Genomic DNA, 14376 nt, shown 5'->3' with positions numbered 1-14376 from the left:
CCGCCGCACGGCTGCGCCCGGTGATCTCCACGGGTGCGCAGGCGGGAGAATGGACGGGTGACCGACAGCCAGCTCCCCCGGGGCATCACCGCCCTCATCCCCGGCGCCCCCACCCCGCCCACGCCCGGCGAGCGCGCGGCGTCGCAGCTCCTCCACCTGCGCACCGCCGAGGTGCCCCTCCCGCTCCTGGCCGCGGCCGTGGAGCTGATCGCCCCGCAGCTGGAGAGCGAGGACCCGGTCACCCGCGAGGCCGCCGCCGCCGTACGCGCCCGGCTGCTCGCCGCGCTCGACGCCGCCGGGCCGCGCACCGCACGACCGGGCACCGCCTGACCGGGCACCGCCTCACCGCGCGCCACACGACCGGACGGCGGCCGGGGCTCCCCCGGGTCAGCCGTGGCGCAGCGGGCCGACGATCTCGTCGACCAGCCACCGCGCCACGCCCGGCGGGCAGGAGCTGCGCAGGCTGAGGACGAGGGGGGTGAAGCCCGCGTCGATCGGTTCGGCGAGGACGGCCCGGTCCCGGGCCGGGTCGTCGCAGGAGACGACGTAGTGGACGGAGCGGGTGATCGTGCGCGGGTCGCGGCCGATCGCGCGCAGTGGGCGTCGAGGACGCGGCTGCGTTCGCGGACGTGGTCGACGGTGTCGTGGGGCGGGCCGGGGACGGTCCTGGTGGCCGCCTGGTCGCCGAACAGGCGGACACCAGGCGCAGCAGGCATGTTCCCCGGCCGCCGATGAGGATCGGCGGGCCCGGCGGCTGGACGGGTTCGGGGTGGTGGCGGTTCCCGTGGAGGGAGTTGTGGCGCCCGTCGAAGTCGAAGACGTCCTGGGTCCACAGGCCGCGCAGCACGGTGAGGGTCTCGGCGAGGTGGTCGGTGCCCTCGCGGGGGCGGGACGAGGCTCAGGCCGTGTCCGGCGTATTCGGCGGCGGCGGGGTTCGGCCCGGCGGTGCCGCCGGCTCCGGGCGGCTGGTGGGGTGCCGCCGCCTGGTCCCGGCGGGACGAGCTCGGGCGGGGTGGCGGAACCGGTTGCTGGTGACCAGGAGGCCGGGGCGCAGCCGGCGGGTGGAGGCGGCGAGGGCGCTGAGGAGGGTCCGGACTTCCGGGACGTCGTCCTCGGGGTCGGCGATGGGCATGAGGTGGTCCCATGACCAGGCGTCGGCGAGGTCGGGGAGGTCGTCGGCTTCCTGCCGGACGCGGAGGACGTCGGCGTAGGGGGCGCGCACGGGGGTGGTCTTGATGCCGAAGGCGACCGGCTGGGCGGGTGGTTCGGCTGGGGCCCGCGGCCCCGAGGACCGCCGCCGGAACGTCGTCCGGCTCACCCCGCAGGGGCGGGAGCTGCCGGCGCGGGCCGAGCGCGTGCGCGTGGCGGCCGAGGGCCGCTTCCTCGCGCTGCTCGCACCGGCCGAGGCGGACCTGTTCCTGCGCACCCTGCGCACGCTCGGCACCGGGCCGAAGCCGGGGCCGCACCCCGAGCAGGAGCAAAAGGCAGGAGCAGGAGCAGGACGGGCGGTGGCCGTTCCGGCCCGAGGGCCCCGGCGCCGGCCCCGGGTGGCGGCCCGGCCCTGGCCCCGGGCGCCGGCCCCGGGTGGCGGCCCCGGGCGCCGGCCCCGGGTGGCGGCCCGGTGTCAGCTCCGGGTGGCGACCTGGCGGGTGCGGCGGGCGAGGCGGTGCAGGCGCTGGACGGCGACGAAGCGGTGCATCCGGTCGGCCAGCGTCAGGCGGTACTTGAGCCGCAGCCGGCTGCCCAGGGCGGCCAGCCGCTCGGGGCCGATGGCCCGCAGCAGTCGGCTGACGTGCTGCTGGTAGGCCTCCCGGTAGGCGCGGTCGCCGTCCGGGACGGACCAGAAGAACATCGGGATCTCCTCGACCAGGCAGTTGTGGTCGTAGGCGCGCAGGTGCTCGGCGAACTCCGGCTCGGGGCGGGCGAGCAGCCATTCCCGGACCAGTTCCATCGAGCGGACCCGGTCGACCACGCCGCGCGGGTCGGTCTTCTTCTGGGTGATGGACAGGTCGCCGTCCTCGCGCACCCGCCAGTGGTAGATCGGCTCGGCGAGCACGTCGACCCGCTCGGCGAGGAAGTGGTGGGGCACGCTGACCGGGGCGTCCTCGTACAGGATGCCCTCGGGGTAGAGGATGCCCGCGGCGTCGAAGAAGGAGCGCCGGTAGACCTTGTTCCAGGCGGTGCGGTCGGTGACCAGGGCGGGCACCTCGCTGACGTGGGTGCGCAGCCGGGTCTCGCGGAAGGCGCGGCGGTGGCCGTGCGAGGGGGTGAGGCCGCTGGTTCGCAGGCGCAGCGCGTTGCCGGTGACGAAGTCGGATCCGGTCTCGTCCAGCGTGCTGATCATCAGCTGGTAGGCGTGCGGCGGCAGGGTGTCGTCGCTGTCGACGAAGGCCAGGTACTCGGTGCCGGGGGTCAGGTGGCGCCAGCCGGTGTTGCGGGCGGCGCCGAGGCCCTGGTTCTCCTGGCGGACCAGGCGGAAGCGCGGGTCGCGGCCGGCGTACTCCTCGGCGATGGCGGGGCCGCCGTCGGTGGAGCCGTCGTCGACCAGGACGCATTCGAAGTCCTGGAAGGTCTGGGCCGCGATCGAGTCGAGGCATTCCGCGAGGTAACGCTCGACGTTGTAGATCGGGACGACGACGGACAGGCGGGGGGCCATCGGGCGGCCTTTCCTCAGGTGCGGACGCGCGCCGGACGGGGCCGGGCGGGCACGCACCGCCGACGGCCGATCACCGGCAGTGGCCCGAATGTAGGGACCGTACAAGAACGTTGGGCGAACGGTAGGTGTTGTAGAGGCTGCGGATCTGTGGAGCGGACGTGCCCGGCGTCAACCGTTCGCAAACCAGCAGTACCTGTACGGGAGACCTTCCCGCCGGCCCCGGGCCCCGGCCCGCACGCCGGCCCCGGGCCCCGAACCCGTACGCCGCGGCCGCCGGGACGTCCCACCGCCTCCGTCGGGCGGGACGCCGGGGCGGAGGGCAGCCTGGGAGTACGGGCGGCACCGCCGGTGCCGGGCAGCCGAGGAGCGGGCATGGACGACACCGACGTACTGGTCGTGGGCGCCGGCCCGGTCGGCCTGACCGCGGCCGCCGAGCTGTGCCGGCGCGGCGTGCGCTGCCGGGTCGTCGACCGGCTGGACGCCCCGCAGCCCTACGCCAAGGCGGTGGGGATCCAGCCCCGCACCCTGGAGCTCTGGGACGCGATGGGGCTGGTGGGCCGGGTCCTGGACGAGGCGGTGCCGCTGCTGGGCCAGCTCGCCTTCGTCGACGGCGAACCCGGCCCGCGCCTCGACCTCGACCTGCCCGCCGAGGTGCCGTACCGCTTCGCCGCGCTGCCCCAGGACACCACCGAGCGGCTGCTCGCCGAGCACCTGGCCGGGTGCGGCGGCACCGTCGAGCGGGGCACCGAGGTGCTCGGCCTGGAGCAGGACGACGAGGTCGTGCGCGTCACCCTGGCCACGCCCGCGGGGCCGCGCGAGCTGACCGCCCGCTGGGTCGTGGGCTGCGACGGCGCCCACAGCACGGTGCGCCACGCCGCCGGGATCGGCTTCGGCGGCGACGCCTTCCCCGAGCAGTACATGCTCGGCGACGTCGAGCTCGACTGGGACCTGCCGCCCGGCTACGTCGTGCGCTCGACCCGCCGAACCGCCGACGGCGGCACCGACGCGCTGGTGTGCGTCCCGCTGCCCGGGCGCGGCCGCTACCGGGTGTCCATGAACGTCCCGCCCGAGCTCGCCACCGCCCCCGCCGCCGGGGTCGCGCACGGGCTGGAGGGCGGCCGCGCCCCCGAACTGCGGCACATCCAGCAGGTCCTGGACCGCCTCTCCCCGCGGCCCGCCACCGCCTCCGCGCTGCGCTGGTCCTCGGTGTTCCGGATCAGCCACCGCCTCGCCGACCGCTACCGCGCCGGGCGCCTGCTGCTGGCCGGCGACGCCGCCCACATCCACCCGCCCACCGGCGCCCAGGGCATGAACACCGGCATCCAGGACGCCTGGAACCTCGCCTGGAAGCTCGCCCTGACCGTCCGCGGCGCCGCCACCGACACCCTCCTCGACAGCTACCAGGCCGAGCGCCACCCCGTCGGCGAGGAGGTCGTCTCCCGCACGGTGCGCCACGCCCGCGCGGGCTTCGACAGCGACCCCGAGGACCCCGCCGCCCCGGTCCTGCGCGAGGCCCAGCTCCTGGTCGGCTACCGCGACGGCCCGCTGACCGAGCCCGCCCCGGGCACCCGCCCCGCCCCCGGCGACCGCGCCCCCGACTGCGCCGGCCTCACCCGCCCCCTGACCGCCTACCCGCAGCGCCTGCACGAACTGCTGCGCGGCACCCGCCACACCCTGCTGCTCGCCGCGGGCCCCACCACCGACGCGCAGACCCTGCACGCCTGCGCGGCCGCCGCCCACGCCGCCGCCCACGGCCTGCTCGACGTGTACGCCGTCCTCGCCCAGGGATCCCCCGCCTCCCCGGCGGTGGCCGACGGCCTGCGCCTGCCCGTCGTCCGCGACACCGGCGCCGCCTTCCACGCCGCCTACCGGCCCGGCGACGGCGAGGCCCTGCTCGTCCGCCCCGACGGCTACCTCGCCGCCCGCCTGCCCGCCGCCGACCCGGCCCGCCTGGTGGCCCACCTGCGCCGCACCTTCGCCCCGGTCTGAGCGCCCACCGGTCCGCGCCGGCCCGCCCGCCAGCCCGCCAGCCCCCGCCCGCCGGATGCGGAAGCGGCTGATCGGGCCTCAACTGCGGCCCGGGGAACGTAGATTGTGGATCATGATCGAGGGGACGACACGGAAACGGGGCCGCCACGCGGCCCGCAGGCGCGGGGCCGGTACGGGCGGGGCCGGTGCGGACGTGCCCGGCGCACGCAGGGCCGACGCCGACGGAGCCGACCCGGCAGCCCCCGGTACGAACAGGGCCGGTACGAACAGGGCCGGTACGGGCCCGCGCATCCGCCCGTCCGTGCTGATGGCGGCGGGGACGGTGCTCTCGCGGCTCACCGGGCTGATCCGGCAGGTGCTGCAGGGCGCCGCGCTGGGCACCGGGCTGCTGGCCACCACCTACAACCAGGCCAACACCGTCCCCACCAGCCTCTACTTCCTGCTGATCGGCGGCGCGCTCAACTCCGTCCTGGTGCCGCAGCTGGTGCGCGCGCGCAGCGCACACCCCGACGGCGGCGCCGCGTTCGAGCAGCGCCTGGTCACCCTCGTGCTGTGCCTCCTGGCCGCCGGGACGGCCCTGGCGGTGTGGGCCGCCCCGGACGTCATCCGCCTCTACCAGGACGACACCCCCGGCACGCACGCCGCGTTCGAGCTGACCGTCGTCTTCGCCCGCTACCTGCTCCCGCAGATCTTCTTCTACGGCCTCTTCGGCATCTTCGGCCAGGTCCTCAACGCCCGGAACCGGTTCGGGGCGATGATGTGGACCCCGGTCCTGAACAACGTCGTCCTCATCGCGCTGTTCGGCCTCTACCTCGGCCTGCTGAACGCCCCCGACCGGGTCGACGCCGTCACCCCCGAGCAGGTCACCCTGCTGGGCGCCGGCACCACCCTGGCCCTGGTGCTGCAGGCGCTGTCCCTGGTCCCGTACGCCCACGCCGCCGGGTTCCGGCTGCGCCCGCGCTTCGACTGGCGCGGCACCGGCCTGCGCCGGAGCGTCGGCGCGGCCCGCTGGACCCTGCTGTTCGTCCTCACCAACCTGGCGGCCGGCACGCTCGTGACCCGCTTCGCCTCCGCGGCCGACGCCGCGCTGCCGCACGGCGGCGTCGGCTACACCGCCTACAGCTACGCCCAGCAGATCTGGTCGATGCCGCAGGCCGTCGTGACGGTCACCCTGGTCACCGCGCTCCTGCCGCGGATGAGCCGGGCCGTCCTCGACGACCGCGTCGGCGACCTGCGGGCCGACCTGTCCCGCGCGCTGCGCACCAGCGGCGTCGTCATCGTCCCGGCCGCGTTCGCGTTCGTCGCCCTCGGCCCCGGGATCGCCCGGCTGCTGTTCGCCCACGGCAGCACCGACGCCGCGGCCGTCCTGCCGCTGGGCCACATGCTCCAGGCCTTCGGACTCGGGCTGATCCCCTTCTCCGCCCAGTACCTCCTGCTGCGCGGCTTCTACGCCTTCGACGACACCCGCACGCCCTTCGTCCTGGCCCTGTGGATCGCCGGCACGAACGTCGCCCTCGCCGCCGCCTGCCACCTGCTGCTCCCGCCCCGCTGGGCGGTCACCGGCATGGCGGCCGCGTACGCGCTGTCCTACGGCGTCGGGCTGCTGCTGACCGCGCTGCGGCTGCGCCGGCGCACCGGCGGGCTGCTGGACGGGCGGCGGATCTGCCGCACCTACGGCAAGCTGACCGCGGCCGCGGCGCTCGCCGGGACGGCCGGCTGGCTCGTCGCCCGCGGCGTCCCCGACGCCCCGGCGTCCGCGCTGCTTGCCGCGCTCCTGCCGACGGCGGCGGGCGCCCTCACCATGGCCCTGCTGTTCCTCCTCCTCGCCCGGCTCCTGCGCGTCGCCGAGCTCCGCGCCCTGCCCGGCCTGCGCTGAACCCCGCGCCGCCCGGCACGAGCACGGCCGGACGCACGACCACGAACAGCGCCCGGGGCGGCTCGACACGGAGAGTGTCCGAGCAACTGCCTATAGTGAGCGCCATGAGCGACCCGGGCCCCACCTCGGCCTTCCGCGCGGCCAACGCCGATCCCGCGCTCACCGACCGCCTGGTCGCCGTGCTGGACGTCCTGGCCGCCTCGGCCGGGGTGCGGCGGCTGCGCGAGTGGGCGCACGCGCAGCTGGCCGCGCGCCCCGGCGAGCGGGCGCTGGACGTCGGCTGCGGCACCGGCTCGGAGACCGTGGTGCTCGCGGCGGCGGTCGCCCCGGACGGCGCAGCGACCGGACTCGAACCCCACCCCGGCCTGCGTGCCGTCGCCGAGCGGCGCGCCGCCGGGGCGGGCAGTGCGGCCCGGTTCCTGGACGGCGACGCGCTCGCGCTGCCGCTGCCCGACGCCGGGGTGGACGCGGTCCGGTGCGAGCGCGTCCTGCAGCACCTGGACGACCCGGCGCGGGCCGTCGCGGAGATCGCCCGGGTGCTGCGCCCGGGCGGCCGGGTGGCCCTGCTCGACACCGACTGGTCCACCTTCGTCCTGCACCCGGCCGACCCGGAGGTCCGCCCCGCGCTGGCCGCCGTCGCCCTGGCCACCGCCGCCACCCCGGACGCCGGGCGCCGCCTGACGGGCTGGCTGGCCGCGGCGGGCCTGACCGTCGACGCGCTCGGCGCCGACGTCCTGCTGCACGACCCCCGCACCGTCAGCCGGCCGATCGTCCTCGGGCTCGCCGACGCGGCCGCCGGGCGGGGCCTGATCACCGGGGCGCAGCGCGACCGGCTCCTGGCCGGTCTGGAGGAGGCCGCCGGGCAGGGCGCCTTCCACCTGTCGGTGACGATGTTCGCCGCCGTCGCGCACAAGCCGCTCTGAGCGCCCCGCTGACGGCCCGGATCCCCGGTGCGCGGGCGAGCCGGCTCCCCGGTTCTCGGTCCGCCCGGGGGGCGGTTTCACCCGGACGGAGTAACTTGGTCGTACTCCACCCGCCACGGTCCGGCCGCGGGAACGACCATCGAAGGACCGTGCGTACGGGCACCAGCGATGAGGTGATGGACATGCGCGAACCGATGAACGAGGGCGTGCCGGAGTCGGCGTCCGGGATGCAGCGGCAGCTCTACAGCGGAGGGGAGCGTCCCTTCGACCCCGAGGACCTCGTGATGGCGTCGGGCCGCGACGTCACGCCCAGCCGGCTCGAATGGGCGCGGCAGGAGATCGAGCGCAAGGGCGCCGCCGCCCTGGAGCGCTACCTCCCCTGATCCGACCCCGCCCGGAGGACCGGCCGCCCCGCCGGGCCCTCCGGGCGGGAGCCGGTGGCGCGCAGGGCCGGTCGGACACCTGTTCCAGCGTCGGTTGTCAGTGCCGGCGGCGATGATGCCGTCCATGAACGACGCCGCTCTGCTCACCCCCGGCGACTACGCCGACGCCGTTGCCACCGCCGTCCGGGCGGCCGCCGCCTACTACACCGACGGCGCCACGCCGCTCGGCGACGACGAGTACGACGCCCTGCTGCGCGCCGTCGCGGCCTACGAGGAGGCGCACCCGGGCGAGGTGCTGCCGGACTCCCCCACCGGGAAGGTCGCCGGCGGCGCGGTCGGGGGCGACGTGCCGCACAGCGTGCCGATGCTGTCGCTGGACAACGTCTTCTCGGCGGAGGAGCTGGCGGACTGGGCGGCCGGGCTGGAGCGCCGCCTGGGCCGTCCGGTGGCCGCGTGGTGCGTGGAGCCCAAGCTGGACGGGCTGGCGGTGGCCGCCCGTTACCGCGCCGGGCGCCTGGAGCGGCTGATCACCCGCGGCGACGGCCTCGCGGGCGAGGACATCAGTCACGCCGCCGACGCCGTGCTGGGCCTGCCCGCCGCACTCGCCGAGCCGGTCGACGTCGAGCTGCGCGGGGAGGTCCTGCTCACCCGCGAGCAGTTCGAGCACGCCAACGAGGTGCGCACCGCGCACGGCGCCGTCCCGTTCGCCAACCCGCGCAACGGCGCGGCCGGCACCCTGCGCGCCAAGGACCGCCCGTACCGCATCGAGCTGACCTTCTTCGGTTACGGCGCGGTCGGCCTCGACGAGGGCCTCACCCACAGCGCCCTGCTGGAGCGCCTGGCCGCCCTCGGGGCCAACACCGCCGCCACCACCGCCGCCCGCCCGGCGCGCTGCGCGACGCTGGAGGAGGCCCGGCAGCGGATCGACGAGATCGCCGCGCTCCGCGCCGAGCTGCCGTTCGGCATCGACGGCGTCGTGGTCAAGGCCGACGCCGCGGCGGACCGGCAGGAGGCGGGGTCCGGCTCCCGCGCGCCGCGCTGGGCCGTGGCCCGCAAGCTCGCCGCCGAGCACAAGGTCACCCGTCTGCTCGACGTCGAGTGGAACGTCGGGCGCACCGGCATCATCGCCCCGCGCGCCGTCCTGGAGCCGGTCGTCATCGACGGCGTGACCGTCACCTACGCCACCCTCCACAACCCGGCCGACATCACCCGCCGCGGGCTGATGCTCGGCGACCGGGTGTTCGTCTACCGCGCCGGCGACGTCATCCCGCGCGTCGAGGCGCCGCTGGTCGAGGAGCGCACCGGCGAGGAGCGGCCGATCGTCTTCCCCGAGGCCTGCCCGCGCTGCGGGGACGCCATCGACACCGGCGAGCAGCGCTGGCGCTGCGCCCGGGGGCGCAACTGCCAAGCCGTCGCCTCGGTGATCTACGCGGCCGGCCGCGACCAGCTCGACATCGAGGGCCTGGGCGGCACCCGCGCCGTCCAGCTCGTCGAGTCCGGCCTGGTCGCCGACGTCGCCGACCTGTTCTCGCTCACCCGCGAGCAGCTGCTCGGCCTGGAGCGGATGGGCGACACCAGCACCGACAACCTGCTCGCCGCGATCGAGACCGCCCGCACGCAGCCGCTCAACCGGGTGTTCTGCGCGCTCGGCGTGCGCGGCACCGGGCGCACCATGTCCCGCCGGATCGCCGCCCACTTCGGTTCGATGGCCGCGATCCGCGCCGCCGACGCCGAGACGCTGGCGCTGGTGGACGGCATCGGCCCGGAGAAGGCCCGGGTCGTCGTCGCCGAACTCGCCGAGCTCGCACCGCTGCTGGACCGCCTCGCGGCCCGGGGCGTGGGCACCGCCGTCAGCGCGCCGCAGGCTCCGGCCGTGCCGGGCCCGGCCGGCGGGGGCCCGGCGGAGGAGCGCGCGGCTGAGGAGGGCGCGGCTGAGGAGGGCGCGGCTGAGGAGGGCGCGGCGCAGGCCGGGCCGCTCGCGGGCGAGGCCGTCGTCGTCACCGGCAGCATGACCGGCGTGCTCGCCGCGCTGTCCCGCAACGAGATGAACGAGCTGATCGAGCGCGCCGGGGGCAAGGCGTCCTCGTCGGTCTCCAAGCGCACCACCCTGCTGGTCGCGGGCGAGAAGGCCGGCTCCAAGCGGGCCAAGGCCGAGGAGCTCGGCATCCGCATCGTCACCCCCGACGACTTCGCCGTCCTCGTCGCCGACCACCTGCCCGAGGGCTGACGGGACGGGCTGACGGGCGGGCGGCATCCGCGCCCGCATCCGCGCCCGCTCCGCCGGCGGAACCGCGGGGAGCCGATCACCGTCTCCCAGGCGGTGGTTCGTAGCCACGGCAAACGGTTTCCACGGGGGGTGGACATGTCGGACGGCGGCGTCGTCTGGTCGGTGCTCGGTGTCGTCGGGTCGGCCGCGGGAGTGGCGGCCCTGGCCGCGGTGGTGCTCCGGGTCAGACTGCGGGCGCGGATCCTGGCGCAGGGGCTGACGGCCCAGGCCCGGTGCCTGGAGACCTTTCTGACGACGGAGACGTGGGGAACGGGCTCCGAGCGGCACACGTCCACCGAACGGCACGTGATCATGGGGTTCCGCACCGCGGACGGCCGGGACGTCCGGTTCCGGGACCGCCCCGGCGCCCTGCGCGTGGTGGGCGACCGGGTGCCGGTGCGGTACCTGCCCGAGCGGCCGCAGCGCGTGGTGACCACCGACCGGCACCCGTCCGGGGTCACCGCTCCCCTGGTCGCGGGGGCCGTCGGCGCCCTGGTGGTCGTCGCCGTCGGGGTGCTCTGCGCCGTCGCCGGTCTCCGGGGCGTGCACGGTGAGGCGGACGCTCCGGCGCCGCTGACGTCCCCGGGCCCGCAGGTCCCCGGCCATCAGGTCCCGGAGCCGGACTGGGTGCCCAGCGGTTATCCCACCCACGTCGTCTGCACCGCGGGGTCCGCCCACCCCCTGTGCCCCGGCACGTTCTCCGGACCGACGTCCTTCCACTGAACCTCCGGGGCGGACGGGGCGCGACCCGCAGGGCGGGGCGCCGGGTCCGGCGCGCCCCGCCCGTGGGCCGTACCGGGTCAGGAGGTGGTGAAGGTGACCTGGTCGACGGTCCAGAAGGCGCTGTTGGTGCCGGTGTAGCGGAACTGGAAGCGGGCGGTGGTGGCGCCGGCCGGGACGGTGACGGGCAGGTGCTCGACGGTGTTGAGGTCGCTGCGGTAGGACTTCACCAGCTGCGGGGCGCCGTTGTCGAAGACCACGTACACGTCGCCGGTCTGCGGGCCGTCGACCTTGTAGTCCGTCGCGAAGGAGAGCGTGCCGCGGCCGGGGCCGGCCACCGGGTAGGCGGGGCTGACCAGGGTGGAGTCGAACTGGCCGGCGCCGTGCGCCTTGTCGTCCCACTCGTCGGAGTCGGCGACGGCGAAGACGTTGCGGGCGCGCACGTTGGTCTCGCGGGACTGGCCGAGCTGGGTGGCGGTCCAGAACTCGTCGGTGGCGAAGGCCCAGCCGCGCCACTCGGTGACGCCGCCGCTGGGCATCCGGGAGTTGTCGATGCTCCAGCCGGCCGGCGGGGTGTGGGTCCAGCCCTTCACGGTGGCCGGGATGCCGCTCTCGTCGACGCGGGTCTGCAGGCTGGGGCGCAGCGCGTCGAAGGCGTCGGGGGTGATCTCGTCGATGGGCTTGCCGTCGAGCTGCCAGGCGGGGTCGATGGCGGCGCCCTCGTGCTTGAGGACGGTGGGGGCGATGTCGACCGGCTTGACGTCGTAGCGGCGCGATCCGGGGGTGTAGCCGGTGCCGTCGGCGATCAGGAAGGTCTGGCGCTCGTTGGCGCTGTTGCCGCCGTGGCCGCCGGCGTCGGTGTGGCCGTGGTCGGTGGTGACGAGGATCAGCCAGTCCTCGTCGCCGTACGTGGGGCGGGACTTGACGGCCTGGACGACCTGGCCGACGAGGGCGTCGACGGAGTGGATGGCGGCCAGGTAGTCGGCGCTGGCGCCGCCGTGGGCGTGGCCGGCCTCGTCGACCTCGTCGAAGTGCAGGAAGGTGGTGTCCGGGTTGCCGTGGGCGAGGTAGTCGGCGGCGTCGGAGGCGGTCTTGGGGTCGTTCTCGCTCTCCGGGATGCGCAGGTCGGCGCGGCCGTTGAAGACGTTGGCGGTGATGGGGTTCCAGGAGCCGATGACCAGGGTGGAGGCGGCGGGGTCGGCGTTCTCCAGGCGGGTGGCGAAGTCGGGGTAGAGGTCGAAGCGGGCGCCGGTGAAGGTGTTGTCCTTGACCTGGTGCTTGTCGGGCCAGGCGCCGGTGGCGATGGTCGACCAGCCGGGGCCGGACAGGGTGGGCGCCAGCGGGTTGGCGTAGAGGTTGCTGGTGGCGGTCGTGCCGGCGGCCATCAGGGCCTTGAGGTTGGGCGCGTCGGCGGTGAGCAGCTTGTCGTAGCGGGTGCCGTCGATGCCGATGACCAGGGTCTTGGCCTGCTTGGTGCCGTTCGGCAGGCCCTGGTACGAGCCGTCCGCGGCAGCGGAGGTGGTGGTGGCGGCCGAGGCGGCGGCGGACAGCGGGATCAGCGCGGCGACGGTGGCGGCGACGGTCGCGATGGCGGCAGCGGTGCGGGTGGAGCGGGAGGTGCGCAACGGGGGCTCCCAACTGGGCGGCGGGTCGGTGCAGTTGCACCGGCACCGAGGATGGGGCGGCCGGGCGAGGCGGGGCCCTCTCCGAATCCACGGTTGTATGAACAACCGCCGAAATTCAGTCCAGACCGGTTATTGTTCCGTGACCTTTCGCCCGGGCGCGGCCGGTCCACGGGCCGCTCGGTAGGCTTGCGCGGTGAACCACCCCACCCCCCGGGCCGGTGCCGAACCCGCCCGCGCCGGCGTGCCCGAGCACGGCCGGGTGCCCAAGTACTACCTGGTCAAGGCCCGGCTCGAAGAGCTCATCGCCGACCTGGGCCCGGGTGGCCGGCTGCCCACCGAGGCCGATCTGGCGCAGCGTCACGGCGTCGCCCGCGCCACGGTCCGTCAGGCCCTGCGCGAGCTGCTGCTGGAGGGCCGGCTGCGCCGCCAGGGCCGCGGCACGGTCGTCGCCGGGCCGAAGATCGAGCAGCCGCTGGCCCTCACCAGCTACACCGAGGGCGTCACCCGCCAGGGTCTGCGCCCCGGCCGCACCCTCGTCGCCCTGGACCGCCTGCCCGCCGACCCGGCGCTGGCCGAACGCCTGGACGTCGCCGAGGGCGAGCCGCTGTGGCACCTGGAGCGCGTGCTGCGCGCCGACGAGGAGCGTGTCGGGCTGGAGTCCACGTACGTGCCCGTCGCCCGGGTCCCGGACCTGGACCGGGACTTCGACCCCGAGGGCTCCTTCTACGGCTACCTGCGCGACCACGGCGTCCACCTCGGCGCCGCGGACGAGCGCATCGAGACCGTCCTCGCCACCCCGCGCGAGGCACTGCTCGTCGGCACCCCGCCCGCGCTGCCGATGCTCCTGCTCCACCGTCGCAGCCTCGACGCCGCCGGCCGCCCGCTGGAGCAGGTGCGCGCCCTCTACCGCGGCGACCGCTTCAGCTTCACCCTCGCCCTCGGCGCCCCGCCCGCCTGACGGGGCCACCCGCCCGAGGGCCCGTCCGGGCGGGGCGGGCCCGGATGGAGTCGACGAGAGGGTCGCCCCGGAGCTGCCGGCCCACCTGCGGGCGGTCGAGGAGGACTTCGTCTGCGCCCTGCCGGCCGGCTGAGGGCCCCGGGCGGGGTCGCGGCAGGGCCCGCCGGCTGTCGGAGGCGGCGCGTACGTTGTCCTCGTCCCCGCCCGCCGCAGCACTCACCGCACTCCCCGGAGACCGTGATGACCTCCGCCGCCGAGCACGGCGTCGCCCTGACCGAGCGTGCCATCGCCGCCGTCCTGGCCGATCCGCAGCGCCCCGTTCTCGATCACGACCGCTTCGCCGGCCCGTGGGTGGACGGGCAGCCGCGGCCGGTGCCGCCCGGGGTGCTGGCGGGGGCGGTGTTCCCGAGCGGGCGGCCGCTGCCGCCGAGCCTGCGGCGGTGGCTGGCGTTCGACTCCGGGCTGCTGCGGCGCTTCGGCTGGTTCGCCGAGGACGGCGGGGGCAGCGGGAACGGCGAGCGCAGCGGGGACGGCCTGGTGTTCACGCCGCGTCCGCTCGGCGAGATCGCGGCCGCGGAGTTCGGCGAGGGCTGGGGCCTGCCGTTCGGGGCGCTGTCGGAGCGCTTCGACGAGTGCTTCCTGCTGCCCGGCGGCTCGGACTCGCGCCGGGTGCTGGCCACCGGGGCGGCCGACGAGCACGGCGAGTACCCGGTGTTCGCGCTGGACGTCGACGACCTGCCCTGCATCGAGCTGATGTACCCGGGCCTGGACGTGTACCTCGCCGACACCGCCGGCCTGCCGGTGCGCCGCGGCCGGGGCTACTCCGCGCTCGCCGCCGATCCGGTGTACCTGCGCCGGATGCACGCCCACGCCCGCAACCACCTCGGCGGGCAGATGCACGAGTACTGCCTGGACTGGCCGGCCTGACGGTCCGGGAGCCGCCGGGGCCGGGCCGGTGCGCGACCGGCCGGCCCCGGGTG

The 14376-nt window shown here is 76.2% G+C and carries 13 protein-coding genes; 9 read left to right on the top strand and 4 right to left on the bottom strand.

The features are described from left to right. Positions 1-57 precede the first annotated feature (57 nt). Positions 58-330 (top strand): hypothetical protein, encoded by a 273-nt coding sequence (locus ABT048_RS03215; protein WP_350519575.1) that lies wholly within the window; start codon positions 58-60, stop codon positions 328-330. On the opposite strand, the gene ABT048_RS03210 is transcribed toward ABT048_RS03215, so the two are convergent. The 3 genes from ABT048_RS03210 to ABT048_RS03200 form a co-directional block, all read right to left on the bottom strand. Continuing rightward, a complete protein-coding gene (locus ABT048_RS03210) occupies positions 239-847 on the bottom strand; it encodes a hypothetical protein (RefSeq protein WP_350519574.1) in 609 nt (202 codons plus the stop codon). The two genes, ABT048_RS03215 and ABT048_RS03210, sit on opposite strands and share 92 nt — an antisense overlap. A 51-nt stretch (positions 848-898) precedes the next feature. After that, positions 899-1222, bottom strand: a complete 324-nt coding sequence (locus ABT048_RS03205) for a hypothetical protein (protein ID WP_350519573.1) — start codon at positions 1220-1222, stop codon at positions 899-901. Between the two features lie 402 nt (positions 1223-1624). Beyond that, positions 1625-2656 carry a glycosyltransferase family 2 protein gene (locus ABT048_RS03200; RefSeq protein WP_350519572.1) on the bottom strand — a complete coding sequence of 344 codons (1032 nt, stop codon included), beginning with the start codon at positions 2654-2656 and terminating at the stop codon, positions 1625-1627. A 372-nt stretch (positions 2657-3028) separates the two neighbouring features. Here ABT048_RS03200 and ABT048_RS03195 point away from each other — a divergent pair, with 372 nt between their 5' ends. The 6 genes from ABT048_RS03195 (at position 3029) to ABT048_RS03170 (ending at position 10816) form a co-directional block, all read left to right on the top strand. Continuing rightward, positions 3029-4645, top strand: a complete 1617-nt coding sequence (locus ABT048_RS03195) for an FAD-dependent monooxygenase (protein WP_350519571.1) — start codon at positions 3029-3031, stop codon at positions 4643-4645. A 307-nt stretch (positions 4646-4952) separates the two neighbouring features. After that, positions 4953-6521 (top strand): murein biosynthesis integral membrane protein MurJ, encoded by a 1569-nt coding sequence (murJ, locus tag ABT048_RS03190; protein WP_350519610.1) that lies wholly within the window; start codon positions 4953-4955, stop codon positions 6519-6521. Between the two features lie 104 nt (positions 6522-6625). After that, a complete protein-coding gene (locus ABT048_RS03185; protein WP_350519570.1) occupies positions 6626-7444 on the top strand; it encodes a methyltransferase domain-containing protein in 819 nt (272 codons plus the stop codon). Positions 7445-7626: 182 nt separating this feature from the next. After that, the gene (locus ABT048_RS03180) at positions 7627-7827 is read left to right on the top strand and encodes a hypothetical protein (RefSeq protein WP_396552166.1); all 201 of its coding nucleotides are present in this window, start codon (positions 7627-7629) and stop codon (positions 7825-7827) included. A gap of 115 nt (positions 7828-7942) precedes the next feature. After that, positions 7943-10054: an NAD-dependent DNA ligase LigA gene (gene ligA, locus ABT048_RS03175; protein ID WP_350519608.1), complete on the top strand. Its 2112-nt coding sequence runs from the start codon at positions 7943-7945 to the stop codon at positions 10052-10054. Between the two features lie 129 nt (positions 10055-10183). Then, positions 10184-10816: a DUF3592 domain-containing protein gene (locus ABT048_RS03170; RefSeq protein ID WP_502893962.1), complete on the top strand. Its 633-nt coding sequence runs from the start codon at positions 10184-10186 to the stop codon at positions 10814-10816. 77 nt (positions 10817-10893) lie between these two features. Here the strand turns inward: ABT048_RS03170 and ABT048_RS03165 are convergent, their stop codons facing one another. Beyond that, positions 10894-12438, bottom strand: a complete 1545-nt coding sequence (locus ABT048_RS03165; RefSeq protein ID WP_350519569.1) for an alkaline phosphatase family protein — start codon at positions 12436-12438, stop codon at positions 10894-10896. Positions 12439-12631: 193 nt separating this feature from the next. Between ABT048_RS03165 and ABT048_RS03160 the strand changes: the two genes are divergently transcribed. After that, entirely contained in the window at positions 12632-13396 is a 765-nt protein-coding gene (locus ABT048_RS03160; protein ID WP_350519568.1) for a GntR family transcriptional regulator, read from the top strand. A 240-nt stretch (positions 13397-13636) separates the two neighbouring features. Then, complete coding sequence (locus tag ABT048_RS03155; RefSeq protein WP_350519567.1) at positions 13637-14323, top strand: hypothetical protein; 687 nt, start codon at positions 13637-13639, stop codon at positions 14321-14323. The last annotated feature ends 53 nt before the right edge of the window (positions 14324-14376 follow it).

The sequence above is a fragment of the Kitasatospora sp. NPDC096140 genome, from assembly GCF_040303045.1.
Lineage (GTDB): Bacteria > Actinomycetota > Actinomycetes > Streptomycetales > Streptomycetaceae > Kitasatospora.
Note: the sequence above shows the minus strand (reverse complement) of the source record. Positions and strands in the feature narration are given on the sequence as shown.

Excerpts from the sequence above, each read along its gene's own strand:
- ABT048_RS03185 (WP_350519570.1), top strand. The coding sequence starts at position 6,626 with ATGAGCGACCCGGGCCCCACCTCGGCCTTCCGCGCGGCCAACGCCGAT.
- ABT048_RS03200 (WP_350519572.1), bottom strand. The coding sequence starts at position 2,656 with ATGGCCCCCCGCCTGTCCGTCGTCGTCCCGATCTACAACGTCGAGCGT.
- ABT048_RS03180 (WP_396552166.1), top strand. The coding sequence starts at position 7,627 with ATGCGCGAACCGATGAACGAGGGCGTGCCGGAGTCGGCGTCCGGGATG.
- ligA (WP_350519608.1), top strand. The coding sequence starts at position 7,943 with ATGCCGTCCATGAACGACGCCGCTCTGCTCACCCCCGGCGACTACGCC.
- ABT048_RS03155 (WP_350519567.1), top strand. The coding sequence starts at position 13,637 with ATGACCTCCGCCGCCGAGCACGGCGTCGCCCTGACCGAGCGTGCCATC.
- murJ (WP_350519610.1), top strand. The coding sequence starts at position 4,953 with ATGGCGGCGGGGACGGTGCTCTCGCGGCTCACCGGGCTGATCCGGCAG.
- ABT048_RS03195 (WP_350519571.1), top strand. The coding sequence starts at position 3,029 with ATGGACGACACCGACGTACTGGTCGTGGGCGCCGGCCCGGTCGGCCTG.